Raw genomic sequence first — 26,555 nt, forward strand, 5'->3', positions numbered from 1 at the left:
CGGCCGGTGCCACCGGGGTGGGGGCGGGGTCACCGGGGTGGGGGAGCGGCGTCCATGCGGGTGGCCAGCGCGTCGAGGACGCGGTCGAGACCGAACACCCAGGCGGCGTCGGGACTGTAGGAGGTGTTCATCGCCTCCCCGGCGGCGGCACCGACACGCCGCGCGAGCGGATACGCCTCACCGACATACGCGGCGAGCCGATCCTGCCAGGCTCCCCAGAGGTCGGCCATGTCCACGGCCGCCGCGGCGGATCGGCGGGCACGCGCGGACGCCCGCACGAAGTCGGCGACGAACGTGCCCGCCGCATCCCGGTCGACGTCGCTCAGGCCGGTGCCGTCGAAGGCGTGCAGGTCACGGTCGTACTTGGCGATGGTGCCCGGCCCCAGCGCCAGCCGCGGGTCGGTGACCTCGAGCAGCCACGGGTGCGCGGTGTACAGCGCGAGATCCGCGGCGGCGACCCGCCGGACCCGGTCCCGCCATCCGTCGTCGGCGTCGGCGGCCGGGCCGGCGTGACGACCGTGCACCGCGTCGGCCATGAGCACGAGCAGATCGTCGCGGGAGCCGATGTGGGGGTACAGGGCCATGGCGGTCACCCCCAGGTGCGCGGCGAGCCGTCGGACGGTCACGGCATCGAGTCCGTCGGTGTCGGCGAGGGTGATGGCCGCGTCGACGGCCCGGGAGGTGGTGATCTTCGCCTGTGGGCCGCGGGTGCCGCGGCGTGGCGCGTCGGGGTGGTCGCGCCAGAGCAGGTCGAGCAGGTCACGGGCCATGAATTCCTCCGAGGTGCACATCCGACACAAACTCTCTACACTGAATACAGTATACGTCGTACAAGATTCTTTCCCTGGAGGTCGTCATCGAGATCACCGGCACCGCCCTGTCCCTGAACGTCCCCGACCCCACCGCGTCCGCCGACTTCGCCGCCACCCACTTCGGATTCACCGAAGCCATGTCCGCCGACGGGTTCATCTCCCTGACACACCCCACCGCCGGGGTGAACCTCGTGTTCCTCCGCACCGGCCTACCCACCTTCACACCCGCCACCATCGCCGGCGACGCCGGCCAAGGACTGCTCATCGCGTTCGTCGTCGACGACCTCGACACCGAATACGCCCGCATCGCCGCCGCGGGCGCCGACGTGGTCACCGCACCGGAAACCGAACCGTGGGGAGAGCGGTACTGCCAGTTCACCGACCCCAACGGGCTGGTATGGCAACTCGTCCAGTGGGTGTGACCGGCGCGGTCGACACCACACTCGACGGGTGACCCGGGCGCCGTCGGCCCTCACCCCACTTCCGTGAGCACCGCCGGCGCCCACACCGGCCACCGGATCACACCGACCGGCTCACCCGCCGCGAACCGCGCCACCGGATCCGGCGTCCCCGACGCCGTGTCGTACACCGTCGCCTGATCCGCACGACCGATCGCCTCGACCACCAGCGGCCACAACCGTCGGTACCGCGACCGGATCTTGTCCTCCGGCACCGAATGCCCCCCGGACACGACACGGTGCGCCACCCGCCGCACCGACATCGCCTCCGGCACCAGCATCACGTGCAACACCACCGTGAACCCCGCAGCCCGCGCCCGATCGATCAGATCGAGCTTCGACGGATGCGAGAACACCGTCTCGGCGATGAACGAGCGCCCCTCGGCGACGAACCGGTCCCGCACCGCCGCCGCGACCTGCGCCGCCTCGTACGACATCTCCTCGGCCCGCTCCCGCCACCGCTGCCGCGCGATCACATCGGCGTTGACGAACACACTGCCCGGCAGCAGGGGAGCGAGCGACAACTCCACGAACGTCGACTTCCCCGCACCGTTCGGCCCGACGATCAGATCCAGCCGCCTCATGCCTCCTCGAGCACCACCGTCGTGCCGTCCGGCCGGCGCTCGACCAACCGGCCCTGCTCGTCGAGCACCACCGTGGTGACACCGCGCGCGGCGAGCACCGCCGGATAGTCGGTGTCGGCGAGCCGGTCGGTGAGGCGGGCGTCGATCTCGGCGTTGAACAATCGACCCTCGGCGTCGGTGAGGTCGCCGGTCGGGCGGGTGCCGGCGAGCGCGTCGTGGACGCGACGCAGGGACGCCGTCTCGTGGGCGGTCATCGCGCGCCCGATCCGCGCCCAGTACTCGAGTTGCTGGCGGCCGGTGCGGTTCTGCCGGCCACCCTCGGCGATGGCACTGTCGACGAGTTCGGCGTCGAAACGGGTGACCTTGTCGGTGGACGGAGCCATCACGACCTCCTCGTGTTGCAGTCTGCTACCGATCGTAGCTCAGTGATACCACCCTCGTCGTCCGCGACGAAACCGGGGCGCGTCACCGTCCACGAACACGCCTAGACTGTGATGTACACCACAATCACAGGAGGTGGCTGATGAGCACCCCGGAGACACCCGCCCTCGACACCACCGAACTCGAACGAGTCCTCGGACAACTCGTCACCGACATGGGAGCCGCCGTCAACGGCGCACTCGTCCTGACCGGCATGGATCTCGGGCTGTGGCGCGCACTCGACGGCGCCGGGCCCCTGACCGTCCACGCCCTCGCCGACCGGACCGGCATCCGCGAACGCTACCTGCGCGAATGGTGCTCCGCGCAGGCCGCGAGCGGCTACCTGCGCTACGACGCCGACACCGACACGTTCACCCTGTCCCCGGAACAGGCCATGGCCTTCGCCCGCGCCGACAGCCCCGTCTACCTCGCCGGCGGCTACCACCTGATCAGTTCCGTGTTCAAGGACCGCGAACGCGTCACCGAACGCATCCGCGCCGGCGAGGGATTCGGCTGGCACGAACACGACCCGGAACTGTTCACCGGCACCGAACAGTTCTTCCGCCCCGGCTACCGCGCGAACCTCGTCGACGCGTGGCTACCCACCCTCGACGGGGTCGTCGACCGACTCACCCGCGGCGGGCAGGTCGCCGACGTCGGTTGCGGGCACGGCGTCTCCAGCACCCTGATCGCACAGGCCTTCCCACACTCGACCGTGCACGGATTCGACTACCACGACGCGTCCATCGCCCGGGCACGCGAACTCGCCGCCGAACAACACGTCGGCAACACCGAGTTCACCGTCGCCTCCGCCACCGACTACCCGGGACACGGATACGACCTGATCTGCTTCTTCGACGCCCTCCACGACATGGGCGATCCCGTCGGGGCGCTCCGGCATGCCCGCGCCGCCCTGTCCGACGGGGGCACCGTCATGCTCGTCGAACCGAACGCGCACGACACCCTCACCGACAACCTCAACCCGGTTTCCCGGATGTACTACGCGGCCTCGACGATGCTGTGCACCCCCTCGTCACTGAGCCAACCCGTCGCCCTCGGGCTCGGCGCCCAGGCCGGCGAGCACCGACTCGCGCAGGTCGCCGCCGAAGCAGGTCTCGGCACCTTCCGGCGTGCCGCCGAGACACCCTTCAACCTCGTCCTCGAAGCACGACGGTGACGCGTTCCCCGACGCCCCGCACCGCGGGACACCGGGGGAGAGGTGGACCCCGGACCGCGGATCAGCGCGACAGGGGACGGTAGAAGACGAGTCCGTTGCCCTTGTTGTCGTACACCACCGCGCGGCGTTCGTGCGCATCATCGTAGGGACCCTTGACGATTCCACCACCGGACTCCTCGACGGCCTTCGCCGCGGCATCCACGTCGTCGGTCTTGACACCGACGACGACCTGGCCGTGGATGGGATGATCGACGGCCGTCGCCAGCGCGATGGTGACCGGGCCACCGTCGATCGCCGCGAAGTGCGCGCCGTCGCGGAACTTCAGCGGCATCCCCAACGTCTCGGTGTAGAACCTGATCGACTCGTCCAGATCGTCGGTCGACAGCACGATCATCTTCACTTCGTGGCCACTCACGTGACATCCTCCTTCGTCGAAAGTGCGCTCAGCGTAGCGCCGTTCGGGCGCGCGCGCCGAGAGTCGGACGTCCCTGCCGCGGCGGCACACCGACACGGGGCAGGCAGCAGGGACACCCTCGGAGAACGGAGATCGCGTGCGCGGATGCCACCGCACCCCGACCCCAGTTTCGTCACAGTGACGTAATGGGGGTCGGGGTACCGGCCGTGGGGAGTGGTGGTCGAGACCGGAACGGTCGTCGACTGCCGCGTCGACACAACCACCACGTCGACACAACCACACGGTGCCGCATCGCACACGGCGCCCGATGCGCACCCGCCGATCACCCGGGGCACCACGACGTGCGGGCGCGCCCCGGACCGACGCGGATCTCGTCGTGGATCACGATGCGGGGACGCGGCCATCCACCGGACGGGTCCGACGAATCCCGGCGACGACCCGAAGAACCCCCGGTCCCAAATGTGCCGATAATCTACATTATGTCAACTTACGCGGAATCGGCCCTGCCCGACCGGGGTCGGAGCCTCCGCGGCGCGCATCTACGCGCACACGTTGGGCCGTGCGGGACCCCGCGGCCGCACGCCCGCGATCCGGCGCCGCCGTCCCGACCCGGAGGCCGAATCCGCCACCGGCGGGTTTCGCGCCCCACAGCCCGGGACGGTCACCGACGATCGGCGCCGCAGACGATCGGCGACGTGGCAGCGCCCACGCACACGACGACATGCCACGACCCGCGGATCACGGGTGCACGGGACGCACCGCCGCGACCTCGGCCCGTTCCGCGGCACACCCCCGCTCGGCGCCGTCCCCACCCACCCAAAAATGATCTTGATGGATAATCACCGTTATCCATCATTTCGTCACGTGACGCTACGATCTCGCGGCGCGCGCACGCTGCTACGCTGCGGGCAGTGATCGACATCCGTACCGCGTGACCACGTCCGCACCGCAGCGTCCCCCGCGGCGCCCCTCGCAGGCGGTGGCGATGCCGCATGCCCGGGTCGGGACCACCCTCCCGACCCCCGCGCCCGCATCGACCCCACCTCCACGGAGATCACGTGAACACCACTCCCCTGCCCTTCGGCACCCGCCCCACCGCCGACGACGACCGTTCGACACTGCACGGCGACTGCCTCCGATGCCACGCATTATGTTGCACCGCACTCGGTTTCGAGCGCTCGGCCGATTTCGCCGTCGACAAACCGGCCGGCACACCGTGCCCGCAACTCGCCACCGACCACCGCTGCACCATCCACGACGCCCTGCGTGCCCGCGGCTACCGCGGCTGCACCGTGTACGACTGCTTCGGCGCCGGACAGATCGTGTCCGCCGCCACCGCAGACCGACACCCCGGACGGGCCCGTACCGCCTTCCCGCGGGTGCAGCACCTACACGAGATGCTGTGGCATCTGCACGACGCCGCCCACCGCACCTACGACCCCGACACCGCCGCGGACGCCCGCGCCCTCACCGAGGAGATCCACACCGCCGTCACCGCCGTCACCGCCGTCACCACGGGGACGACACCCAACCGCACCGAACCCGACATTCCGGATCTGCATGCCCGCGTGCGGGCCCTGCTCCGCGGCGTCAGCGACGAGATCCGCGGATCCTACCCCCCGATCGACGAGGACCGGCCCCGGCTCGCGGCCGGCGTCGACCTCGCCGGCGCCGACCTGCGCCACCGCCGCGTGTACGCCGCGGATCTGCGCGGCGCCTGCCTCATCGGCGCCGACCTGCGCGGCTGCGACCTCACCGACGCCGATCTGCTCGGCGCGGACCTGCGCGACGCCCGCATCGACGACGCTGATCTGTCCCGCGCCCTGTACGTGACCTCGCCGCAGATCGGGGCGGCGCGCGGCAACCGGTGCACCCGCCTTCCCGCCGACATCCCGCCACCGTCACATTTCCGGTGACCGCATCTCGGTGGACCCCTCTCGGTGGACACGACCGATTCGGCGGTCGGGGCCGGTAGGCGTCCCGGCGGGTACCGAGGGGAACATGTGTGCGAGTACCGTGCACAACAGCGGAACGACAACGCCGAGACCGGGAGGCCACGCCATGACGAGCCGGGACGAACCGGGCCTGTGGGACTGGGTGACGTCGTACCTGGAGACCCTGCAGACCGCGAAACGGTCCGCGCACACCGTCAAGGCGTACCGGCTCGACCTCCTCGGAGTGTGCACCGCGCTCGCTGCCGCGCGCGGCAGCGAGGTGGCGGCGTTGCTCGTCGAGGATCTGACGATCCGGGCGTTGCGGTCGGCGTTCGCGGAGTTCGCCCGCGAGCGCCGACCCGCGTCGGTGCGGCGCGCCTGGTCGGTGTGGAACAACTTCTGTAATTTCCTGGTCACCGAGGGGGTGTCGGAGGGCAATCCGATGGCGTCGATCACCCAGCCCAAACGCCCCGAGCACACCCCGAAATCGTTCACCCCGGCCGCGGTCGACCAACTCGTCGACACCGTCACCCGTGACGCCGCGCATCCGGCGGAGTCGGCACGGGACTGGCCGGGCCGCGATCTCGCGTTGATCGCGACGCTGCTGTTGACGGGGATCCGCTCGGAGGAGCTGATCTCGTTGAATCTGTCGAGCATTCTCGGCGGGACCGCCGCTCCGGTGTTGCGGGTGCACGGCAAGGGCGCGGTGGAGCGGGAGATCCCGCTCGAGGACAGTTGGACGGCGATCGTGTCGGCGTATCTGGAGGAGCGGTACACCCGCTTCCCTCCCCTGCGTCGCACGGTCCTGGCGGCGCGGACGGATCTGCCGGTGTGGGAGCGGCATCCCGGCGACGATCCGTTGTTCGTGGGGGCGGACGGCACGCGGATCACGCGGGGCACGCTGCAGTACCGGGTGCGGCGGGTGTACCGGCGGGCCGGTATCGAGTCCGAACGCAAACGTGGGGCGTTGGCGCACGCGTTGCGGCACACGTTCGCGACGAGTCTGGCGGACAGCGGCGCGACGATGATCGAGTTGCAGCAGCTGCTGGGTCACCGGTCGTTGCAGACGGTGCAGATCTACACGTCGGCGACGAACGAGGCGGTGCGGCACGCGGCGCGGCACAATCCGGTGTACGGGCTGCTCGGCGAGCGTTCCGACGACGCGCGGTGATCCGGGGGTGCGGGGTGCTCGACCCGATCACCCTGTGAGGTCCGGTGTCAGCTGCAAGACTGGGTGCCGAACCGTCCGAACGCGGTGGGCCCCACCGGTGGGGTCGCGCCGCGGACTGTGAAGGAGCTTGCATGAGCGTGCAGCCGGTCCCGTCTCCTCGTCATCGTGTCGTCGTCATCGGATCCGGGTTCGGTGGGTTGTTCGGCACCCAGGCGCTCGCCCGCGCCGACGTCGACGTCACCCTGGTCGCACGGACGACCTATCACCTGTTCCAGCCGCTGCTGTATCAGGTGGCGACGGGGATCCTGTCGGTCGGTGACATCGCTCCGGCGACCCGCATGGTCTTGCGTAAGCAGGACAATGCGCAGGTGTTGCTCGGGGAGGTGGAGACGATCGACCTGGCGAACAACACGGTCACGTCCCGGTTCCTGGACCGGGTCACGGTCACCGGGTTCGACAGTCTGATCGTCGCGGCCGGTGCGGGCCAGTCGTATTTCGGCAACGACCATTTCGCCGAGTTCGCGCCGGGAATGAAGAGCATCGACGACGCCCTGGAGTTGCGGGGCCGGATCCTGGGGGCGTTCGAGCAGGCGGAGTTGTCGTCGGACCCGGAGGAACAGGCCCGGTTGCTGACGTTCGTGGTGGTCGGTGCCGGCCCCACCGGGGTGGAGTTGGCGGGGCAGATCGCGGAGTTGTCGCGGCGCACGTTGCGGGGTGCGTTCCACAACATCGATTCGACGCAGGCGCGGGTGGTGCTGCTCGACGGCGCGGCCGATGTGCTGCCGGTGTACGGCGGCAAGTTGTCGAGGAAGGCCCGCCGGACCCTGGAGGGGCTGGGGGTGGAGATCCAGTTGGGGGCGATGGTCACCGACGTCGACGCGCACGGGTTGACCGTCAAGGACAAGGACGGCGGCGAACGCCGGATCGAGTCGCAGTGCAAGGTGTGGTCGGCGGGGGTGGCGGCCAGTCCGCTCGGCCGGCAGCTGGCGGAGCAGAGCGGCGCGGGGATCGATCGGGCCGGTCGGGTGGAGGTGTTGCCGGACCTGTCGCTGCCGGGGCACCCGAACGTGTTCGTCGTCGGGGACATGATGTCGCTCGACAAGTTGCCGGGGCTCGCGCAGGTCGCGATGCAGGGCGGTCGGTACGCGGCGCAGCAGATCGTGGCGTCGCTCGATGGCGCGGATCCGGCGCGGCGGGCCCCGTTCAAGTATTTCGACAAGGGCAGCATGGCGACGATCTCGCGGTTCAGTGCGGTCGCGAAGGTCGGCAGGCTCGAGATCAGCGGGTTCCTCGGGTGGATCGCGTGGTTGTTCATCCACCTGCTGTATCTGGTGGGGTTCTCGTCGAAGTTGTCGACGCTGGTGTCGTGGGCTCAGGCGTTCTTCTCGGCGGGCCGCAACGAGATGGCGGCGACCGAGCAGCAGGTGTTCGCGCGGATCGCGATCGAACGGATGCGGGAACTCGAGGACGCACCGGAGTCCTCGGAGTCTTCCGCGACCGCCGCGACCGCCGCGTCCTCGGAGGCCTCGGCCGGGCGGGAGGCGACCGGCTGACGCGGCCCGTGACGGGACCGGCCCGGCCGTTGCGGTGTGCAGCGGCCGGGCCGGTCCCGGGCGTGTCGGTTCGGGTCAGTGGCCGAGCCGGTCGCTGTCGTCGACGTTGGCGAGGCGGACCTGCCCCTGCGCGATGGTGCGGTCGCGGTCGTCGACGATCTGCACGCGCCACAGCTGCTGGGTGCGTCCGCGGTGTACCGGAACCGCGGTGGCGGTGAGGACACCGTCGCGGGCGGCGCGCAGGAAGTCGGTGTTGTTGTTGACACCGACGACGTTGCCGCGGTCGCCGAGCCACACTGCGGCACCCATGCTCGCCAGGGTTTCGATGACCGCGCAGTACACCCCGCCGTGCACGATGCCGTAGGGCTGGTGGTGTTCCGGGGTCACGGTCCAACGGGCCCGGACGACGTCGCCGGTCAGCTCCACGAACTCGAGCCCGAGGGCGGCACCGAACCCGGTGCGGTTGAGCGTGGTGACGTCCGCGGGGTCGAGGGCCGGCGCGGGGGTCCGGGTGGTCTGCTCGCTCATGGGGTCTCCGTGTCGGTGGGTCGTGCCGGTCGGTACCGGTGTCCGTGGACCGATGCTAGGGCATCGGGATACGCGGCGGCGGCGAGCGGTGCCGATGGGGTGGAACGGAACCGGCGGGATGGACCGGGAGTCTCTGCAGCCCTCAGGACTCCGGCGCGGTCCGGTGGTTGTTCCGCCCACCACTATAGGGAAGGCTGCCCTAATCCGGCAAGTCCCCGGACGGGGAAACCCGCGGCGACGAACGCGTCGAGGAGTCGCTGGCCGCGTCGCGCGGCGTCCCGGTGGGACGCGCCCGCGAGGATCGGTAGTTGCGCGGAGCCGGTGACCACCGCGCGTCCGACCATCGACCAGAACCGGGCGCCGCCGAGTGGGGCACACCGGTCCACCGCCGTGTGGACGGCCGTCAGCGCGGTCACGGCGCGGTGCGCGGTCCACACCGCCATGGCGGCTTCGCAGGGCAGCACGACCGTGCCCGGGCCGCCGGCGGCCCGGTCGCCGGGCAGTACCCGCAGGGTGTCGTCGGCCACACCCGCCCAGTCCACACAGCCGTCGCTGTCCTGGTGCAGCCACAGATTGTCCAGACCCGGATCCCACACGCGCCCGTCGAGGGCGAAGGGCGCCAGGACCCGCCCGACGATCGCGTGGATGAGGGTCGCGGCGACCTGCTCGGCGGCGATACGCGGGTCGTCGGTGTCTTCGAGTGCACGGCGGTAGAGCAGGTCGATGCGCTGGGCGCGTTCGCTGCCGCCGAGGTACCACCAGCGCCGTTTGGGTTCTTCGTCGATGCAGGCCACCGCGTACACGCGGGGGGCGCCCGCGGCGAGGGTCCGCAGCCGTGTGCGGGTCTCCTCGAAGGGGCCGACGGGGTGGGCCCGGGCGGGGTCCGCGGAAGCGGGCGGGGGCGCGACCGTGGTCGGCGGCAGCAGCAGCGTCGTCATCCGACACCTCCTGTTCGACGTGATCGAAACAATGTGGCTTAGGTAAGCCTAACCATTTCATCCGGGTGGGGGTCGGCGCAACCCCGGCTCCCCCGTGACCCCGCCCACCCCCGTGACAGCGGGAAATAGGATTCCGTAACCTAACCCCAGACCGGGCCGACTTCGACCGCGGTCTCCGCCACGAGGAGCACCCCACGCACGTGACCACCACCCGACCACCCGAGATCCCCGCCGCCGTCACCGCGCCGCCCGGGCCGTCCCTGCCGGTCCGCCGGGCCGGCGCCGAACTCTTCGACATGCTGCTGCTCGCCGTCCCCGTGCTCATCGGAGTGCTCCTCGTCGACACCCTCGGCGAGGCCAACGGCGGCGGACAGACCGATCGGCTCGTCTTCGGTGGCGCCGCCGCCCTGGTCGCCGCCGGATTCCTGCTGTGGAACCGGGGGATCCGCGAGGGCCGCACCGGGACCTCCCTCGGCAAGCAGTGGACCGGTGTACTCACCCGCGACCCCGACACCGACGGCCCCGTCGGCACCCTCCGGGCCCTGTTCCGCGTCCGCACCCAGGTGGTCACCGCGCGCGAGGCGGCGCTCGACGGTTTCGCTCCGCGTCCCCCGGACACGTCGGTCGCCGCGATCCGCCGGCGGCGCCTCGGCGGCCTCGCCGTCCTGCTGATCCTGCTGGTCCTGGTGCTGCTCGCGTCCGTCGCCATCGGCGCCCGACCGATGACGTTCGCGGAGGTCTACCACGCGCTCGTGGTCAACGACGGCGCCGAAACCGATGTCATCGTGCAGTCGCTCCGCGTCCCCCGCACCCTGCTCGGCCTCGTCGTCGGCATCGCCCTCGGCGTCGCCGGCGCCCTCATCCAGGGACACACCCGCAACCCCCTCGCCGACGCCGGGCTCCTCGGCATCAACGGCGGCGCCGCGCTGCTCGTGGTCCTGTCCATCTACCTGTTCGGCACCAGCACCCCCATCGAATACCTCTGGTTCTCCTTCGCCGGTTCCCTTCTGGCCAGCGTCGTCGTGTTCGGTTTCGCCTCCATCGGCAACGGCGGGTCGAGCCCACTGAGCCTCGCCCTCGCCGGCGCCGCCGTCGCCTTCTTCCTCCAGGCGATGGTGCAGACCATCGTGCTGCTCGACCAGACCAGCCTCGACGGCTTCCGCTTCTGGGTGGTCGGTTCCGTCGCGGGACGCGGATTCGACGTGTTCTGGCAGGTCCTGCCGTTCATCGTCGCCGGGCTCGTCATCGCGCTGGCCTCCACCCCCGGCCTGAACGTACTGAGCCTCGGCGACGACGTCGCCCGCTCCCTGGGCACCAACATCGCCCTGACCCGGGTGATCGGCATCACCGTCATCACGATCCTCACCGGCGCCGCCACCGCCGCCTGCGGCCCCATCGCGTTCGTCGGCCTGATCGTGCCGCACATCGCCCGCGCCATCACCGGCCCCGACTACCGGTGGCTCGTGCCCTACGCCGGGCTGCTCGGCGGGGTCCTGCTGGTACTCGCCGACGTCATCGGCCGCATCGTGGTGCGCCCCGGGGAACTGCAGGTCGGCATCGTCCTCGCGCTCGTCGGCGCCCCGTTCTTCATCGCACTCGTGCGTCGCCGGAAGCTGGTGTCACTGTGACCGACTCGACGAAGACCACCGTCCCGACGACCCCCCCGACCGGCACCGACCACCGCGCCGGCGTTGCGTGGCGCCGCTCCCCCGTCCACGTCTCCACCGCCGTGCCCAGCCGTCCCGCGTTCCGCATCGGCGCGTTCTCGCTGGTGTGGCGCGGCCGCATGGTGCTCGTGTGCGCGCTGCTGGCGGCCGCGGCGTTCCTGCTGCTGTGCATCGGACTCGGTCGCGGCGACTACCCGATGTCCGTCCCCCAGGTCATCGAGGTGCTGCTCGGCGGCGGGGAACGCATCGAACGGTTCATCGTCCTCGACCTGCGACTGCCCCGCGGCATCGGCGGACTGGTCGTCGGCGCCGCACTCGCGGTGTCCGGCGCCATCACCCAGTCGCTGTCCCGCAACGCCCTGGCCAGCCCGGACATCCTCGGCATCACCGCCGGTGCCAGCGCCGCCGCGGTCGCACTGCTCGTCGTCACCGGCGGCGGCACCGTCGTCGGGGTCCTCGCATCCCTTGGGCTGCCCCTCGCCGCGCTCACCGGCGGCATACTCACCGCCGCCGTGATCTATCTGCTCGCCTGGAAACGCGGCGTCGACGGCTTCCGGCTCGTGCTCATCGGTATCGGTGTCAACGCGATGCTCGTCGCCGTCACCAACTGGATGCTGGTCAGCGCCGACATCAACGACGTCTCCCGCGCCCAGGTGTGGCTCACCGGTTCCCTGAACTCCATCAACTGGAGTCAGATCGTGCCCGCCGGCATCGCACTCGCCGTCATCGGCATCTGGACCCTGATCGCCACCTTCACCATCGGCGCGTTGCGGCTCGGCGACGACACCGCCCGGTCCCTCGGGGTGAAGCTGCAGACCCAACAGGCCCTGCTGCTCGTCGCCGCGTGCGGACTCGCCGGTATCGCCGTCGCCGCCGCCGGCCCGATCGGATTCGTCGCGCTCGCCGCCCCGCAGGTCGCGATGCGCCTGGTCCGTTCCGCCGGGCCACCGATCTTCGCGTCCGCCCTCACCGGCGCCGCCCTCGTCGTCGGCGCCGACATCATCGCCCGCACCATCCTGCCGGTGTCCCTGCCCGTGGGGCTCGTCACCTCCGCGCTCGGCGGCCCGTTCCTGCTGTATCTGCTCGTGCGTTCGAATCGGAAGGTATCGGCATGACCGACATCCAGCCCCACACCGCCGACACCACCGGTCCCGGGCAGGCGCAACCACGCCTGACCGCCCGCAACGTCGCGCTCGGCTACGGCGACCGCGTCATCGTCGAGGACCTCGACCTCGACATCCCCACCGGGGTCGTCACCACCATCATCGGCCCCAACGGCTGCGGCAAATCCACCCTGCTGCGCGCGCTGAGCCGACTCCTCAAACCCCGCACCGGCAGCGTCGTCCTCGACGGCCGCGACGTCACCTCCATGCGCACCCGCGACGTCGCCCGTGTCCTCGGGCTGCTTCCCCAGGCGCCCACCGCACCGGAGGGGCTCACCGTCGCCGACCTCGTCGCCCGCGGCCGGCACCCCCACCAGTCGTGGATCCGGCAATGGTCCTCCGACGACGAGGGCGAGGTGTCCCTCGCCCTCACCCGCACCGGCATCGCCGACCTCGCCGACCGGCCCGTCGACGAACTGTCCGGTGGGCAACGTCAACGTGCCTGGATCTCCATGGCCCTCGCGCAGGGCACCGACATCCTGCTGCTCGACGAACCCACCACCTACCTCGACCTCGCCCACTCCGTGGAGGTCCTCGACCTCGTCGACCAGTTGCACAGCGAACTCGGTCGCACCGTCGTGATGGTGCTGCACGACCTGAACCTGGCCGTGCGCTACAGCGACCACCTCGTCGTGATGAAACAGGGACGCATCGTCGCGACCGGCGCCCCCTCCGAGATCATCTCCGTCGACCTGCTCCACGACGTGTTCGGGCTCGACGCCTCCGTCATCGCCGATCCCGTCTCCAGCCGGCCGCTGATCGTGCCCATCGGCACCCGCCACGTGTACGGCACGATCGGTGGGGACGCCCCACCCGTCGACCACACCGCGGTCCCCGGGCATGCCCCCGCACCCATGGTCGACGCCGGATGATGCAGGTCACCACCGTGCACCACACCTACGACCGAGGGTAGTACGCACAAAGGTCGGAGACTCCGTAGAATCGCCCTATGGCAGCACTCGGCGATCTCGAACGAGCAGTGATGGACCACCTCTGGGCGTCCACCGAACCCCAGACCGTACGGCAGGTCCACGAAGCCCTGTCCGCGCGACGCGCCCTCGCATACACCACCGTCATGACCGTTCTCCAACGCCTCGCGAAAAAGAACCTCGTCATCCAGCAACGCGACGACCGCGCCCACCGCTACCTGCCCGTCCACGGCCGCGACGAACTCGTCGCCGGACTGATGGTCGACGCCCTCGACCAGGCCGACGAAACCGCCGGGCGCGCCGCCGCCCTCGTCCACTTCGTCGGCCGTGTCGGCGCCGACGAAGCCGCCGCCCTGCGCGCGGCACTCGCCGATCTCGAGGCCCGCCACGCCACCGACGACACGGCCGACCGCGGCACCGGCCGAGCAAGCTGACACACTCGACTCCATGAACGCGACCACGGCGCTGGTATTCGGGATACTCGCGCTTCTCCTCGCGGGCCCGATGCCCCGGCTGCTCGCCCGCGCCACCTGGCCGCACCGGAATCCGCGGGCCGCCCTCGTCCTGTGGCAGGCCATCGCGCTCGCCGCGGTCCTCTCCGCCTTCAGCTGCGGACTGGCCATCGCCGCCCGACTCCTCGTGCCCGGCCCCGACGGCCGCCCCACCACCGGCCCCCTCGACGAGATCGACGCCCTCGGGTTACCCCTGTGGCTGATCTACATCATCGTGTTCGCCCTGACCCTGTTCGTCGGGGCCCGCCTGATCTTCTCCACCATCCGTGTGGGCATCCGCACCCGCCGCCGCCGCTCCCGCCACCGCATGCTCGTCGACCTCCTCGACCGCCGCGACATCCACGGCGCCGTCCGGCACCTACCCCACGTGCGGATCCTCGACAACGCCGACCCCATCGCCTACTGCCTGCCCGGCATCCGGCACCGCGTCGTCCTGTCCGAAGGCACCATCGGCTCCCTGACCGACGACGAACTCCGCGCGGTCCTCCGCCACGAACACTCCCACCTGCGGGCCCGCCACGACCTCATCCTCGAGGCGTTCACCGCCGTGTACGAAGCCTTCCCCCGCTGGGTCCGCTCCCGCTCCGCGCTCGGCTCCGTGCAACTGCTCGTCGAGATGCTCGCCGACGACTCCGCCGTCCGCGCCACCGGACCCACCCACCTGGCCCGCGCCCTCGTCACCTGCGCCGGCTCCCCCACCCCCACCGGCGCCCTCGCCGTCGGCGGCCCCTCCACCCTCCTGCGTGTCCGCCGCCTCTCCGGCCCCGGCCCCGACCTGACCGTCTCCGCCTGCGCCTACATCGCCGCCGCCGCCATCCTCGTCGTCCCCACCGTCGCCGTCGCCGTGCCCTGGCTCACCGAACTGACCCTCCTGTTCTCCCACTGATCGTCCGCCCGTTCGATTTCGATCACGCACCGATTCGGGGGAAGCTGTACCCATGACCGTCGAACACACCGCCACATCCCGCGCCCAGATCGGCGTCACCGGACTGGCCGTCATGGGATCGAACATCGCCCGCAACTTCGCCCGCCACGGCTACACCGTCGCCCTGCACAACCGCAGCATCGCCAAGACCGACGCGCTGCTCGCCGAGCACGGCGACGACGGCGACTTCGTGCGCACCGAAACCATCGACGAGTTCGTCGCCGCCCTCGAGAAACCCCGCCGCGTCCTGATCATGGTCAAGGCCGGTGACGCCACCGACGCCGTCATCGACGAGCTCGCCGCCGCCCTGGACCCCGGCGACATCATCATCGACGGCGGCAACGCCCTCTACACCGACACCATCCGCCGCGAAGCCGCCCTGCGCGCCCGCGGCCTGCACTTCGTCGGCGCCGGCATCTCCGGCGGTGAGGAAGGCGCCCTGCACGGGCCGTCCATCATGCCCGGCGGCCCCGCCGAATCCTACGCAGCGCTCGGCCCCCTCCTCGAAGCCATCTCCGCGCACGTCGACGGCACCCCCTGCTGCACCCACGTCGGCCCCGACGGCGCCGGCCACTTCGTCAAGATGGTGCACAACGGCATCGAATACGCCGACATGCAACTCATCGGCGAGGCCTACGCTCTGCTGCGCAACGCCCTCGGCTACGACGCCGCCGCCATCGCCGACGTCTTCGCCGACTGGAACACCGGCACCCTCGAGTCGTACCTGATCGAGATCACCGCCGACGTCCTGCGCCAGACCGACGCCGCCACCGGCAAACCCCTCGTCGACGTCATCGTCGACTCCGCCGAGCAGAAGGGCACCGGCCGCTGGACCGTCAAATCCGCCCTCGATCTCGGTGTCCCCGTCACCGGCATCGCCGAAGCCGTGTTCGCGCGTGCCCTCTCCGGATCCCGCGACCAACGCGCCGCCGCCCACGGACTCGCCGCCGGCACGCTCGGCACCGCCCCCACCGACGCCGCACAGTTCACCGAGGACATCCGCGCCGCCCTCTACGCCTCCAAGATCGTCGCCTACGCGCAGGGCTTCGACCAGATCGCCGCGGGCAGCACCGATTACGGCTGGGACATCGACCGTGCCGCCATGGCCACCATCTGGCGTGGCGGCTGCATCATCCGCGCCCAGTTCCTCAACCGCATCAAAGAGGCCTACGACGCCGATCCCGCACTGCCCAGCCTGATCCTCGCCCCCTACTTCCGCGAGGCCATCGAAGCCGGCATCGACAGCTGGCGGCGCGTCGTCGTCACCGCCACCACCCTCGGCATCCCCGTGCCCGCGTTCGCGTCGTCACTGTCGTACTACGACGGTCTGCGCGCCGACCGGCTCCCCGCCGCCCTCACCCAGGGGCAACGCGACTTCTTCGGTGCGCACACCTACGAGCGCACCGACAGGCCCGGCAAGTTCCACACCCTCTGGAGCGGCGACCGCACCGAGATCGAGGTCTGACCGGCCCCGACCGTGACCGGCACCGCGGCAGCGTCCGTGGCGTGCGCCCTCGCCGCCGCGGTGCTGTTCGCGGCCGGCAGCGTCGCACAACACCACGCCGCCACCACCACCGGGCCGCTGCTGACCAGCTTGATCCGCAGCCCCCGCTGGTGGGCCGGGCTCCTCGGCGACGGCGGCGGCTACGCCCTGCAGGTCGCCGCTCTCGCGCTCGGCGCGATCCTCGTCGTGCAACCCCTGCTCGTCACGTCCCTGCTGTTCGCCCTGCCGATGTCCGCGTACCTCACCGGCCGGTGGCCCACCCGCACCACCTGGCTGCTCGCCGCCGGACTGTGCACCGCACTCGCGGTGTTCCTGATCGTCGGCAATCCCACCGCCGGCGGCGGCAACCCCGACGACGCCCGGTGGTCGTGGCCACTGGCCGGGGCCCTGACCGTCACCGCCGCCACCGCTGCCATCGGCGCCGTCGCCCGCACCCCCGGTGCGCGTGCCCTCGCCCTCGGCGCGGCCGGCGGCACCCTCTTCGGTGTCGCCGCCGCCCTGACCGCCCACGTCGCCGACCTGATCACCCGCGGTGTCCCCACCGTCCTCGGCTCCTGGCAGACCTGGATGCTGTGCACCACCGGGCTCGCCGGCTACTACCTGCAGCAACGTGCCTTCCACGCCGGGCCGCTCACCGCGTCACTGCCCGCGCTGACCGTCGCCGAACCCCTCACCGCCGTCGCGCTCGGCATCACCGCGCTCGGCGAGCATCTCGACACGGACGGACCGCACCTGATCCTGGTCCTCGCCGCCGTCGGTGTGCTCCTGGCCACGACGGTCGCGCTGTCCCGGCGGTCCGCCGCCGACGACGCCGCGGTCACGCCCGGGACAGCACCGCCACCAGGAAACCCGACGCCGGAGTGAACGGACGCAGATCCCACGTCGACAACCGCAGATCCACCGTCAACCCCGAGGCCTCCGCGTCCGCGAAGAACTCGTCGAAGTCGTACCCGCGCTCGGCACCGAATCCCACGACTGCGCGACCGTCGGGTGCCAGGTGCCGGGCGAACCCGGTGAGCACCGCCCGGCGCGTCTGCGGAGCGAGGAACGTGACCACGTTGCCGGCGCACACGATCGCGTCGAAGTCGGCGGGCACCCCGCGGGCCGGCAGATCCAGTTCGGCGAGGTCTCCGATCAGCCACGTCGGGCCGGGATGGTCCTGTTCGGCGGCGGCGATCAGCACCGGATCGACGTCCACCCCGACGACGGTGTGCCCGGCCTCGTGCAGATGGGCCCCGACCCGACCCGGACCGCACCCGGCGTCGAGCACCCGTGATTCCCGGTCGAGCATCGCATCGATCAGTCGGGCCTCGCCGACGATGTCGTCGCCCTGCTCCGCCATCGCCCGGAACCGTTGCACGTACCACGTCGAATGCTCCGGATCGGCCGCCGTGATCTCCTCCCATTGGCTGCGGATGCGTTCGCCCATGGTCACCAACCTCCTCGTCCCGGTGATCCGCCGGCGCGGACCGATCTCACCGTCACGCCCACCCTAGGCGTTGCCGCACGCGCCGCCGCGCACCGCACGATTCCCGGCGGGACGCGACCGGTCGGCGGGGGCCGCTTCCGCCGTCGGCACCGGACGCCGGCCCCGGTGCCCACGACATCACCCGAGTAACACCGTGTCGACCAGCACGTATGCCGCGACCGCGAACACCAGGTAGGCGAACCACCGTTGCAGCCGTTCGGTGTCGATGCGGGCCCCGAAGTGGCCGGCGACGACGGATCCCGCGATGGCGGCGCCGGCGAACGCGGCCGTGACGGCCCAGTCGACGTCGGCGGTGTTCAGATGCGCCACGAGCCCGGCGGCGGAGTTGACGACGATGACGGCCAGCGACGTGCCGACGGCGATCCGCATCTCGACGCCGAGCAGCAGAACCAGTGCCGGGACGATGAGGAATCCTCCGCCGACACCGAACAGCCCGGTCATCACTCCGACCGCGAACCCGGCCGGTATCGAGCGCATCGTGCACCGGCGCCAGTCGATTCCGGATTCCGTCGTCCTGCAGGACGTGCCGACTCCGTCGTTGTCCGAGAGCATCCGCAGCCCGGAGATGATCATCACCCCGGCGAAACCGAGCAGCACCGCGGACTGCGGGAGCAGGCGGCCCACCGCGCTGCCCACGAACGTTGCGGGGATGCCCGCGGCGGCGAAGACGGCGGCGAGGCGCCATTCGATCCGGCGGGCACGAATCCTCGGTATCAGGGCGACTGCCGACGCCGTCCCGACGACCAGCAGCGAGACGGGGATCGCCTGTTCGATGTCCAGTCCGATCGCGTACACCAACGCGGGTACGGCCAGGATCGAGCCGCCACCGCCGAGGAGGCCCAGGAGGACGCCGATGGCGACCCCCAGGCTCAGCGTGATCGTCAGTGTCATGTCGCATCGTCCTTGCAGTCGTGTCGACGAGATGTTCGTGCCGGTGCCCCGTTCGAGTCCCGCCGTTTCGTGGACCCTTGTGGCCGTCGGTCGGCGCCCCCCTCCCGCGACAATACCCCATAGGGTATATTGACCAGGGGTGACATCGCCGATCGGCACGCGCCGGAACGTGATCCACCCGATGTCGAGTCGCCTCACCTTGATACCCCCCGGGGTATATGCCATACTGGGGTCACCCCACCACCCGTCCGATCGGAGGACACCCATGCTTCTCGAGCAGTACTACATCGAGTGCCTCTCCCACGCCTCCTACCTCATCGGTGACCGCACCACCGGCCGCGCCGTCGTCGTCGACCCCCGCCGCGACATCGACGAGTACCTCACCGACGCCGACCGCCACGGACTCACGATCGAAGGGGTCATCAACACCCACTTCCACGCCGACTTCGTCTCCGGACACCTCGAACTACTCGACGCCACCGGAGCCTGGATCGGCTTCGGCGAATCCGCCCACACCGACTACCCCATCCGCCGCCTCCGACACGGCCAACACCTCAGCCTCGGCGACGTCGACCTCGAAATCCTCGCCACCCCCGGCCACACCTGGGAATCCATCAGCGTGCTCGTCCGCACACACCCCGACGCCACCCCCACCGCCGTCCTCACCGGCGACTCCCTGTTCATCGGCGACGTCGGCCGACCCGACCTCGCCAACCTCGGCGACAGCTCCACCACCGACCTCGCCCGCGCCATGTACCGCACACTGCACGACACACTGCTCACGCTGCCCGACACCGTCACCGTCATGCCCGCCCACGGCGCCGGCTCGTCCTGCGGAAAAAACCTCTCCAGCGAACTCACCTCCACCATCGGAGAACAACGCCGCACCAACCCGGCCGCGCAACCCATGAGCGAAGACGACTTCGTGGCGATGATCACCGACGGACAACCCGCAGCCCCCACGTACTTCTCCGCCGACGTCGCACTGAACAAAACCGACCGGGCACGATTCGACCCGCACCACCGCATCCCCGAGATCACCACCGACCGACTGCGCACCGAACTGACCGCCGGCGTCCGCGTCCTCGACACCCGCACCCCCGACGACTTCGCCGCCGGCCACCTCCGCGGCTCCGTCAACGTCGGATTCGACGGACGATTCGCCGAAACCGGCGGCATGGTCGCCGACATCGGAGACCGCATCCTGCTCATCACCTACCCCGGCGACGAACAAGCCGCCGCCCTGCGCCTGGCCCGCATCGGATCCGACGGCGCCGCCGGCTACCTCACCGTCGACACCACCGGAACATTCCCCACCGACCTCACCGACCTCGTCACCACCGCACCCCGCACCACCGTCACCGAACTGAACCGACTACGCGCGGCGGACGAGATCACCGTCCTCGACATCCGCAATCCCGGCGAACGCGAATTCGGTGTCATCCCCGGAGCCGTCCACATCCCCCTCCCGCACCTGCGCGACCACCTCGACCGGATCCCACGCGACCGCCCCCTCGTCGTGCACTGCGCAGGCGGCTGGCGCTCGAGCGTGGCCGCATCACTGCTCCGCGCCGAAGGACTCGACCACGTCAGCGACCTGATCGGCGGCTACGACGCCTGGACCACCGACCGCCACCACACCTGACCCGCCCACCACCGAACCAACCCGAGGAGAACACCCCATGTGCTACCCCACCACCTGCAACACCTGCCGCAAGACCACCTGGGGCGGATGCGGACAACACGCCGACACCGTCATGCGATCCGTCCCCGCCGCCGACCGCTGCAACTGCACCCGAACCGACACCGCCCCGAAAACCGGATTCCTCCGATCCCTGTTCGGCCGCTGACCGACAACCACCGCACCGAACCACCACACCCGGGCCCGCCACTCGGCGACCCGGCACCCGGACACGCCCCAGGAGAACAGACATGACCCGCGCGGACACCGTGCACGCCGACACTCCGCCAGACACGCCGACCCCCCGGGCCGGAACACTCGGCCGACTCGGCGCAACGATGGTGGGACAGGCACGCTGGGTCTTCGGGATCTGGCTCCTCACCCTGATCGCGCTCGGCGCCGCCGCACCGAGCGTGTTCACCTCACTGGCCGGCGCCGGCTGGCAGGCCAACGGCTCCGAATCCGTACAGGTCCGCGAACTGGCACAGGAACACTTCGGCGGGAACTCCTCCGCCGCAGTGCAGGTCGTCGTCCACTCGGACACCACCCCGATCTCCGACCCCGCCGTCCAACGCGTCCTCGACGACGCCACCGCCCTCTTCCGCGCCGACCCCCGATTCGGGGACGTGATCGCGCCCCGACCCGGCATGACGATCAGCCCGGACGGGCACACCGGCATCCTCATCGCCGGCGCCGACGCCGACACCGACGACATGGTCGCCGCCGTCGACGACCTCAAAGGCGACCTGACCGCACTCGGCACCGACGACATCGAGGTCTACCCCACCGGCGCGTCCGCACTGTGGAGCGACTTCAACAAAGCCAACCACGACGCGATGATCCAGGCCGAGATGATGTCCTGGCCCGTCACCCTCGCGATCATGGTGCTCGCATTCGGATCACTGGTCGCCGCCGGACTTCCGCTGCTCCTCACCCTCGCCGGCCTCGTCGCCTCCGCCGGAGGACTGGTACTCCTCAACAGCGTCACACCGATCTCCGTGTGGGCCATGAACTTCGCCATGATGTTCGCACTCGCCCTCGGAATCGACTACGCCCTGTTCATCGTCGCCCGGTTCCGCGACGCACTCCGCAAGACCGGCGACCCCCGCGCCGCCGTCGCCGAAACCATGGACACCGCAGGCAAGGCGGTCGTACTCTCCGGCCTGACCGTCCTCGTGAGCCTGTCCGCCGTACTGCTCGTCCCCGCACCCGCCGTGCGCACCATGGCCGTCGGAATCATGCTCGCGGTCACGTTCGTCCTCGCCGCGACGCTCACCCTGCTCCCCGCCGTGCTCGGCAGACTCGGCACGAAGGTCAACGCGGGATCGCTGCCCTACGCCAAGCGTCAGACACACGAATCCCCCCGGTTCACCGCCTGGGCCACCCTGCTGCACAAGCACCCCTGGCCCTTCGCCGTCGGTGCCGTCGCCGTGCTCGTCGCGCTGTCGGTCCCGGTGTTCCGCCTCGACGTCGCGATGCCATCCATCCAAGTCGTCCCGGCCGACGCCCCCGTGCGACAGGGCTACGAACTCGTCCAGCAACAGATGGGTGAAGGCGCCCCCGGCATGCTCCAGATCATCGCACCCACCCACTCCGCCGACACGGCAGCGGCCACCGCAGCGGCCACCGACGGCATCGCAATGGTCACCGCACCGATGCCCACCACCGACGGAACCGACCACGTGATGCTGCAGGCGATCCCGACGGTCGACCCGTCCGACCCCGAGATGAGCACCATCCTCGACAGTCTGCGCACCGACCTACCGGTCGACGCGCTCGTCGGCGGCGCACCCGCAGAGAACCTCGACCTGCAACAGGCCCTCGACGACTACCTCCCGATCATCATCGGCGTCATCCTGGCGCTCGGCTTCCTGCTCCTGCTGGTCGCGCTGCAGGCACCACTGATCGCCCTGATCGGCACCATCGTCAGTCTGCTCTCCACCGCCGCCGCCTTCGGTGTGGCCACACTGATCTTCCAGGACGGACACGGAGCAGGCCTGCTCGGATTCACACCGCAGGGCTTCCTCGACGGGTGGGGACCGGTGTTCTTCTTCGCCATGATCTTCGCCATCGCCATGGACTACACCGTGTTCCTGCTCTCGACCGCGAAGGAACACTACGAGAAGTCCGGCGACCCGAAGGTCGCACACGTGATGGGGCTCGCACACTCCGGCCGGATCATCCTCGCCGCCGCCGCGGTGATGGTCGCGGTGTTCTTCACCTTCGCCCTCGCCGAGCCGCTGCCACCGAAGGAGATGGGCATCATCCTGGGCGTCGCCGTGCTCCTCGACGCGGTCCTGGTCCGGCTCGTGCTGCTCCCCGTCGCGTTGCGGCTGACCGGCCATGCCGCCTGGTGGTCACCGACCTGGCTGCGCCGGGCCCTGCCGAAGATCAGCTTCGCCCACGGCTGATCGGCGGCGACACCCCCAGGGCACGCACCCCCGCCGAGGATCGCCACGGTTTCTCCACCCGGGAGACGGTGGCTATCCTCGGCGTGTGGGCGTCGACCGAGGAACCGTCTGATCTTGAGCACAGCCGAACCACCCCCTGCGCACGCACGCACCGCCGCCGCTCCCGGCACGACGCCGGGCAGCACGATCCTGGCCGAAGCGCAATGGACAGCCCGACGCGACCGCCACCACCGAGCCGTCGACGACCTGCTCGCCGGACACCTGCACCGGCGCGCGGCGCGGGAGAAGCACCCGGTGCACGACTTCCTGTTCACCTACTACAGCTACCGGCCGGGACAGTTGCGACGCTGGCATCCCGGATACGGCACGGTACTGCTCGGTGACGCGACCCGCGAGTTCCGGGACCACCCGGCGTACGAACGGGTGGACGTCGACGGTCGGCGTGGAATCCGGGTCCGCGTCGACGTGCTCGATCAGCGCCGCGACACCATCGACTTCGTGGCCCGGTTGCTCGCGGCGACGGCGGCGCGGCCGCCGCAGTTCGGGTGCTTCGGGTTGCACGAATGGGCGATGGTGTATCGCACGGACGACGATGACCTGCGCCACTCCCAGGTCCCGCTGCGTCTCGGTCACGCACGGACCGACGCGGTGGTGGAATCAATGCAGTTGCGATGCAGTCATTACGATGCGTTCCGGTTCTTCACCCCGGATGCCGCGCCACGCAACATGCTCGAACTCACCCGCACCGACCGGACGGCACACGAGCAGCCGGGCTGCCTGCACGCCGGCATGGACCTGTACAAGTGGAGTCACAAGCTCGCGCCGCTGGTCGACTCCGACCTGATCCTGCAGTGTTTCCGGCACGCCTGGACGGCTCGTGAACTCGACATGAGGGCCAGCCCGTATGATCTGAGCGACTACGGCTACTCGCCCATCACGATCGAGACCGCCGCGGGACGCGCACACTACGTCCGCGAGCAGTCGGCGCTCACCACCCGCGCCGCAGCGCTCAGGCAGGAGCTGCTGAATCGATGCACCGCCCTGGGTGCGTGCCGATCCGACGCACCGCTGGCTACCGGCGGGTAACATTTGTGGTGTTTTCTGTGCAACCGGGCCTCGCGGCCCGGACGTACGACGAACCGGAAAGAGTGAGGTTATGACTGAACGCGTGCAGGTCGGCGGACTCCAGGTCGCGAAGGTGCTCTACGACTTCGTCAACGACGAAGCCATCCCCGGCACCGGTGTGGACGCGAACGCGTTCTGGGCCGGCGCCGACAGCATCATCCACGATCTCGCCCCCAAGAACCGCGCACTTCTCGCCAAGCGGGACGACCTCCAGGCACAGATCGACACCTGGCACCGCGACCGCGCAGGCAAGACCATCGACCCCGCCGAATACAAGGCATTCCTCCAGGAGATCGGCTACCTCGTGCCGGTTCCCGCACCGTTCGAGGTCACCACCGCCGACATCGACGCGGAAATCGCCACCACCGCCGGACCCCAACTCGTCGTGCCGGTGCTCAACGCCCGTTTCGCGCTCAACGCCGCCAACGCCCGCTGGGGTTCGCTGTACGACGCCCTCTACGGCACCGACGCCATCTCCGAAGAAGGCGGAGCCGAGAAGACCTCCGGCTACAACAAGGTCCGCGGCGACAAGGTCATCGCCTGGGCCCGCGACTTCCTCGACAAGGCCGCCCCGCTGGCCACCGGCTCCCACACCGGCACCACCGCCTACGTCATCGAGGACGGTGCACTGAAGGTCACCCTCGCCGACGGCACCGTCACCGCCCTCGCCCAGCCCGAGAAGCTCGTCGGCTACCTCGGCGACCCCGCCGCCCCCACCTCCGTGCTGCTGCGCAACAACGGCCTGCACATCGACATCCAGATCGACGCCGCCTCCCCGATCGGCAGCACCGACACCGCCGGCATCAAGGACCTCGTCCTCGAATCCGCCGTCACCACCATCATGGACTTCGAGGACTCCGTCGCCGCCGTCGACGCCGACGACAAGGTCGTCGGCTACCGCAACTGGCTCGGCCTCAACCGCGGCGACCTCGCCGAATCCTTCGACAAGGGCGGCAAGACCCTCACCCGCACCCTCAACCCCAACCGCGTCTACACCGGCATCGACGGCACCGACCTCGAACTCCACGGCCGTTCCCTGCTGTTCGTCCGCAACGTCGGTCACCTCATGACCAACCCCGCCATCCTCGACAGCGACGGCAACGAAGTCCCCGAAGGCATCCTCGACGCCCTCGTCACCAGCCTGTGCGCCACCCACGGCCTGCACACCGACGAAGCCCACGGCCCCCTCGCCAACAGCCGCACAGGCTCCATCTACATCGTCAAGCCCAAGCAGCACGGCCCCGAGGAATCCGCCTTCACCACCGAGCTGTTCGGCCGCGTCGAAGACGTCCTCGGCCTGCCCCGCAACACCCTCAAGGTCGGCATCATGGACGAGGAGCGTCGCACGACCGTCAACCTCGCCGCATCCATCGAAGCCGCATCCGCACGTGTCGCGTTCATCAACACCGGCTTCCTCGACCGCACCGGCGACGAGATCCACACCTCCATGGAAGCCGGCGCCGTCGTCCGCAAGGCCGACATGAAGAAGCAGCGTTGGATCGCCGCCTACGAGGACTGGAACGTCGACACCGGCCTCGCCGCCGGACTGCAGGGCAAGGCACAGATCGGCAAGGGCATGTGGGCCATGACCGACCTCATGCACGACATGCTCGTCCAGAAGATCGGCCAGCCGAAGGCCGGCGCCAACACCGCGTGGGTCCCGTCCCCCACCGGCGCCACCCTGCACGCCACCCACTACCACGAGGTCGACGTCTTCGCCGTCCAGGACGAACTGAAGAAGGGTGGTCGCCGCGCCACCGTCGACGACATCCTCACGATCCCGCTCGCCGAGAACACCGACTGGTCCGACGCCGAGAAGCGCGAGGAACTCGACAACAACTGCCAGTCGATCCTCGGCTACGTCGTCCGCTGGATCGACCAGGGCGTCGGATGCTCCAAGGTCCCCGACATCCACGACGTCGCACTCATGGAAGACCGCGCCACCCTGCGCATCTCGAGCCAGCTCCTCGCGAACTGGATCCGCCACGGCGTCGTCACCGAAGCCGACGTCGTCGCCTCCCTCGAACGCATGGCACCGGTCGTCGACCGCCAGAACGAAGGCGACGCCGCGTACAAGCCGATGGCACCGAACTTCGACACCAACATCGCCTTCCAGGCCGCCAAGGAACTCATCCTCGAAGGCACCACGCAGCCCAGCGGCTACACCGAGCCGATCCTGCACCGCGCCCGCCGCGAGTACAAGGCCGCCAACGCCTGACCCTCGACACCGGACCGACAGTGGGGCCCCGATCCGACCGGATCGGGGCC

At 70.2% G+C, this 26,555-nt stretch carries 25 protein-coding genes; 17 read left to right on the forward strand and 8 right to left on the reverse strand.

Going from position 1 to position 26,555, the window contains the following annotated elements; all coding sequences use genetic code 11:
- Positions 1 to 29: 29 nt before the first annotated feature.
- Positions 30 to 770 (reverse strand): TetR/AcrR family transcriptional regulator, encoded by a 741-nt coding sequence (locus LDQ05_RS09190; protein ID WP_226436615.1) that lies wholly within the window; start codon positions 768 to 770, stop codon positions 30 to 32.
- 86 nt (positions 771 to 856) lie between these two features.
- On the opposite strand from LDQ05_RS09190, the gene LDQ05_RS09195 reads away from it, so the two are divergent.
- Positions 857 to 1,234, forward strand: a complete 378-nt coding sequence (locus tag LDQ05_RS09195; RefSeq protein ID WP_226436638.1) for a VOC family protein — start codon at positions 857 to 859, stop codon at positions 1,232 to 1,234.
- A 50-nt stretch (positions 1,235 to 1,284) separates the two neighbouring features.
- On the opposite strand, the gene LDQ05_RS09200 is transcribed toward LDQ05_RS09195, so the two are convergent.
- On the reverse strand, positions 1,285 to 1,854 hold the full coding sequence (locus LDQ05_RS09200) for an ATPase (RefSeq protein ID WP_226436616.1): 570 nt from the start codon (positions 1,852 to 1,854) through the stop codon (positions 1,285 to 1,287).
- Positions 1,851 to 2,237 carry a TA system antitoxin ParD family protein gene (locus LDQ05_RS09205; RefSeq protein WP_226436617.1) on the reverse strand — a complete coding sequence of 129 codons (387 nt, stop codon included), beginning with the start codon at positions 2,235 to 2,237 and terminating at the stop codon, positions 1,851 to 1,853. Before LDQ05_RS09205 ends, LDQ05_RS09200 begins: the two co-directional genes overlap by 4 nt.
- Before the next feature lie 140 nt (positions 2,238 to 2,377).
- Here LDQ05_RS09205 and LDQ05_RS09210 point away from each other — a divergent pair, with 140 nt between their 5' ends.
- Entirely contained in the window at positions 2,378 to 3,451 is a 1,074-nt protein-coding gene (locus tag LDQ05_RS09210; RefSeq protein WP_226436619.1) for a class I SAM-dependent methyltransferase, read from the forward strand.
- Positions 3,452 to 3,512: 61 nt separating this feature from the next.
- On the opposite strand, the gene LDQ05_RS09215 is transcribed toward LDQ05_RS09210, so the two are convergent.
- Positions 3,513 to 3,866: a VOC family protein gene (locus tag LDQ05_RS09215; protein WP_226436620.1), complete on the reverse strand. Its 354-nt coding sequence runs from the start codon at positions 3,864 to 3,866 to the stop codon at positions 3,513 to 3,515.
- A gap of 1,058 nt (positions 3,867 to 4,924) precedes the next feature.
- Here LDQ05_RS09215 and LDQ05_RS09220 point away from each other — a divergent pair.
- The 3 genes from LDQ05_RS09220 to LDQ05_RS09230 all read left to right on the forward strand — a co-directional run bounded on the left by LDQ05_RS09220 (position 4,925) and on the right by LDQ05_RS09230 (position 8,524).
- Positions 4,925 to 5,782 carry a pentapeptide repeat-containing protein gene (locus LDQ05_RS09220; protein ID WP_226436622.1) on the forward strand — a complete coding sequence of 286 codons (858 nt, stop codon included), beginning with the start codon at positions 4,925 to 4,927 and terminating at the stop codon, positions 5,780 to 5,782.
- 145 nt (positions 5,783 to 5,927) lie between these two features.
- Complete coding sequence (locus tag LDQ05_RS09225) at positions 5,928 to 6,971, forward strand: tyrosine-type recombinase/integrase (RefSeq protein ID WP_226436623.1); 1,044 nt, start codon at positions 5,928 to 5,930, stop codon at positions 6,969 to 6,971.
- A 131-nt stretch (positions 6,972 to 7,102) separates the two neighbouring features.
- Positions 7,103 to 8,524: an NAD(P)/FAD-dependent oxidoreductase gene (locus LDQ05_RS09230; protein WP_226436624.1), complete on the forward strand. Its 1,422-nt coding sequence runs from the start codon at positions 7,103 to 7,105 to the stop codon at positions 8,522 to 8,524.
- A gap of 75 nt (positions 8,525 to 8,599) precedes the next feature.
- Here the strand turns inward: LDQ05_RS09230 and LDQ05_RS09235 are convergent, their stop codons facing one another.
- Both LDQ05_RS09235 and LDQ05_RS09240 read right to left on the reverse strand, forming a co-directional pair.
- Positions 8,600 to 9,052, reverse strand: coding sequence for a PaaI family thioesterase (locus tag LDQ05_RS09235; RefSeq protein WP_226436625.1), 453 nt, complete (start codon positions 9,050 to 9,052; stop codon positions 8,600 to 8,602).
- A gap of 182 nt (positions 9,053 to 9,234) precedes the next feature.
- Entirely contained in the window at positions 9,235 to 9,990 is a 756-nt protein-coding gene (locus LDQ05_RS09240) for a hypothetical protein (RefSeq protein WP_226436626.1), read from the reverse strand.
- A 200-nt stretch (positions 9,991 to 10,190) separates the two neighbouring features.
- Here LDQ05_RS09240 and LDQ05_RS09245 point away from each other — a divergent pair, with 200 nt between their 5' ends.
- From LDQ05_RS09245 to LDQ05_RS09275, 7 genes are all read left to right on the forward strand, one after another.
- On the forward strand, positions 10,191 to 11,618 hold the full coding sequence (locus tag LDQ05_RS09245) for a FecCD family ABC transporter permease (RefSeq protein WP_372461064.1): 1,428 nt from the start codon (positions 10,191 to 10,193) through the stop codon (positions 11,616 to 11,618).
- Positions 11,619 to 11,776: 158 nt separating this feature from the next.
- Entirely contained in the window at positions 11,777 to 12,772 is a 996-nt protein-coding gene (locus LDQ05_RS09250) for a FecCD family ABC transporter permease (protein ID WP_264184670.1), read from the forward strand.
- Positions 12,769 to 13,692: an ABC transporter ATP-binding protein gene (locus LDQ05_RS09255; RefSeq protein ID WP_226436627.1), complete on the forward strand. Its 924-nt coding sequence runs from the start codon at positions 12,769 to 12,771 to the stop codon at positions 13,690 to 13,692. The genes LDQ05_RS09250 and LDQ05_RS09255 overlap by 4 nt, the downstream gene beginning before the upstream one ends.
- Before the next feature lie 77 nt (positions 13,693 to 13,769).
- Complete coding sequence (locus tag LDQ05_RS09260) at positions 13,770 to 14,183, forward strand: BlaI/MecI/CopY family transcriptional regulator (RefSeq protein ID WP_226436628.1); 414 nt, start codon at positions 13,770 to 13,772, stop codon at positions 14,181 to 14,183.
- A gap of 13 nt (positions 14,184 to 14,196) precedes the next feature.
- Positions 14,197 to 15,147, forward strand: a complete 951-nt coding sequence (locus LDQ05_RS09265) for a M56 family metallopeptidase (RefSeq protein WP_226436629.1) — start codon at positions 14,197 to 14,199, stop codon at positions 15,145 to 15,147.
- Between the two features lie 52 nt (positions 15,148 to 15,199).
- A complete protein-coding gene (gnd, locus tag LDQ05_RS09270; protein ID WP_226436630.1) occupies positions 15,200 to 16,651 on the forward strand; it encodes an NADP-dependent phosphogluconate dehydrogenase in 1,452 nt (483 codons plus the stop codon).
- A gap of 12 nt (positions 16,652 to 16,663) precedes the next feature.
- On the forward strand, positions 16,664 to 17,554 hold the full coding sequence (locus LDQ05_RS09275) for a DMT family transporter (RefSeq protein WP_226436631.1): 891 nt from the start codon (positions 16,664 to 16,666) through the stop codon (positions 17,552 to 17,554).
- Here LDQ05_RS09275 and LDQ05_RS09280 read toward each other — a convergent pair.
- Together LDQ05_RS09280 and LDQ05_RS09285 are read right to left on the reverse strand one after the other, a co-directional pair.
- Entirely contained in the window at positions 17,508 to 18,119 is a 612-nt protein-coding gene (locus tag LDQ05_RS09280; protein WP_226436632.1) for a class I SAM-dependent methyltransferase, read from the reverse strand. The two genes, LDQ05_RS09275 and LDQ05_RS09280, sit on opposite strands and share 47 nt — an antisense overlap.
- Positions 18,120 to 18,296: 177 nt before the next feature.
- Positions 18,297 to 19,070 carry a sulfite exporter TauE/SafE family protein gene (locus LDQ05_RS09285; protein WP_226436633.1) on the reverse strand — a complete coding sequence of 258 codons (774 nt, stop codon included), beginning with the start codon at positions 19,068 to 19,070 and terminating at the stop codon, positions 18,297 to 18,299.
- Between the two features lie 265 nt (positions 19,071 to 19,335).
- Here LDQ05_RS09285 and LDQ05_RS09290 point away from each other — a divergent pair, with 265 nt between their 5' ends.
- From LDQ05_RS09290 to LDQ05_RS09310, 5 genes are all read left to right on the forward strand, one after another.
- Positions 19,336 to 20,715, forward strand: a complete 1,380-nt coding sequence (locus LDQ05_RS09290; protein WP_226436634.1) for an MBL fold metallo-hydrolase — start codon at positions 19,336 to 19,338, stop codon at positions 20,713 to 20,715.
- Positions 20,716 to 20,752: 37 nt separating this feature from the next.
- Positions 20,753 to 20,920, forward strand: coding sequence for a DUF8730 family Cys-rich protein (locus LDQ05_RS09295; protein WP_226436635.1), 168 nt, complete (start codon positions 20,753 to 20,755; stop codon positions 20,918 to 20,920).
- A gap of 82 nt (positions 20,921 to 21,002) precedes the next feature.
- Positions 21,003 to 23,162: an MMPL family transporter gene (locus LDQ05_RS09300; protein WP_226436636.1), complete on the forward strand. Its 2,160-nt coding sequence runs from the start codon at positions 21,003 to 21,005 to the stop codon at positions 23,160 to 23,162.
- A gap of 114 nt (positions 23,163 to 23,276) precedes the next feature.
- The gene (locus LDQ05_RS09305) at positions 23,277 to 24,248 is read left to right on the forward strand and encodes a 3-methyladenine DNA glycosylase (RefSeq protein ID WP_372461065.1); all 972 of its coding nucleotides are present in this window, start codon (positions 23,277 to 23,279) and stop codon (positions 24,246 to 24,248) included.
- Positions 24,249 to 24,318: 70 nt separating this feature from the next.
- Positions 24,319 to 26,505 (forward strand): malate synthase G, encoded by a 2,187-nt coding sequence (locus LDQ05_RS09310; RefSeq protein ID WP_226436637.1) that lies wholly within the window; start codon positions 24,319 to 24,321, stop codon positions 26,503 to 26,505.
- Positions 26,506 to 26,555: the final 50 nt, after the last annotated feature.

The organism is Rhodococcus yananensis (assembly GCF_020515525.1).
Taxonomy (GTDB): domain Bacteria; phylum Actinomycetota; class Actinomycetes; order Mycobacteriales; family Mycobacteriaceae; genus Rhodococcus; species Rhodococcus yananensis.

Coding starts and splice junctions, on each gene's coding strand:
- LDQ05_RS09265 (WP_226436629.1), top strand. CDS start 14,197: ATGAACGCGACCACGGCGCTGGTATTCGGGATACTCGCGCTTCTCCTC.
- LDQ05_RS09295 (WP_226436635.1), top strand. CDS start 20,753: ATGTGCTACCCCACCACCTGCAACACCTGCCGCAAGACCACCTGGGGC.
- LDQ05_RS09300 (WP_226436636.1), top strand. CDS start 21,003: ATGACCCGCGCGGACACCGTGCACGCCGACACTCCGCCAGACACGCCG.
- LDQ05_RS09255 (WP_226436627.1), top strand. CDS start 12,769: ATGACCGACATCCAGCCCCACACCGCCGACACCACCGGTCCCGGGCAG.
- LDQ05_RS09240 (WP_226436626.1), bottom strand. CDS start 9,990: ATGACGACGCTGCTGCTGCCGCCGACCACGGTCGCGCCCCCGCCCGCT.
- LDQ05_RS09205 (WP_226436617.1), bottom strand. CDS start 2,237: ATGGCTCCGTCCACCGACAAGGTCACCCGTTTCGACGCCGAACTCGTC.
- LDQ05_RS09250 (WP_264184670.1), top strand. CDS start 11,777: ATGGTGCTCGTGTGCGCGCTGCTGGCGGCCGCGGCGTTCCTGCTGCTG.
- LDQ05_RS09260 (WP_226436628.1), top strand. CDS start 13,770: ATGGCAGCACTCGGCGATCTCGAACGAGCAGTGATGGACCACCTCTGG.
- LDQ05_RS09235 (WP_226436625.1), bottom strand. CDS start 9,052: ATGAGCGAGCAGACCACCCGGACCCCCGCGCCGGCCCTCGACCCCGCG.
- LDQ05_RS09285 (WP_226436633.1), bottom strand. CDS start 19,070: ATGACACTGACGATCACGCTGAGCCTGGGGGTCGCCATCGGCGTCCTC.
- LDQ05_RS09225 (WP_226436623.1), top strand. CDS start 5,928: ATGACGAGCCGGGACGAACCGGGCCTGTGGGACTGGGTGACGTCGTAC.
- LDQ05_RS09190 (WP_226436615.1), bottom strand. CDS start 770: ATGGCCCGTGACCTGCTCGACCTGCTCTGGCGCGACCACCCCGACGCG.
- LDQ05_RS09280 (WP_226436632.1), bottom strand. CDS start 18,119: ATGGGCGAACGCATCCGCAGCCAATGGGAGGAGATCACGGCGGCCGAT.
- LDQ05_RS09210 (WP_226436619.1), top strand. CDS start 2,378: ATGAGCACCCCGGAGACACCCGCCCTCGACACCACCGAACTCGAACGA.
- LDQ05_RS09290 (WP_226436634.1), top strand. CDS start 19,336: ATGCTTCTCGAGCAGTACTACATCGAGTGCCTCTCCCACGCCTCCTAC.
- gnd (WP_226436630.1), top strand. CDS start 15,200: ATGACCGTCGAACACACCGCCACATCCCGCGCCCAGATCGGCGTCACC.
- LDQ05_RS09310 (WP_226436637.1), top strand. CDS start 24,319: ATGACTGAACGCGTGCAGGTCGGCGGACTCCAGGTCGCGAAGGTGCTC.
- LDQ05_RS09230 (WP_226436624.1), top strand. CDS start 7,103: ATGAGCGTGCAGCCGGTCCCGTCTCCTCGTCATCGTGTCGTCGTCATC.
- LDQ05_RS09200 (WP_226436616.1), bottom strand. CDS start 1,854: ATGAGGCGGCTGGATCTGATCGTCGGGCCGAACGGTGCGGGGAAGTCG.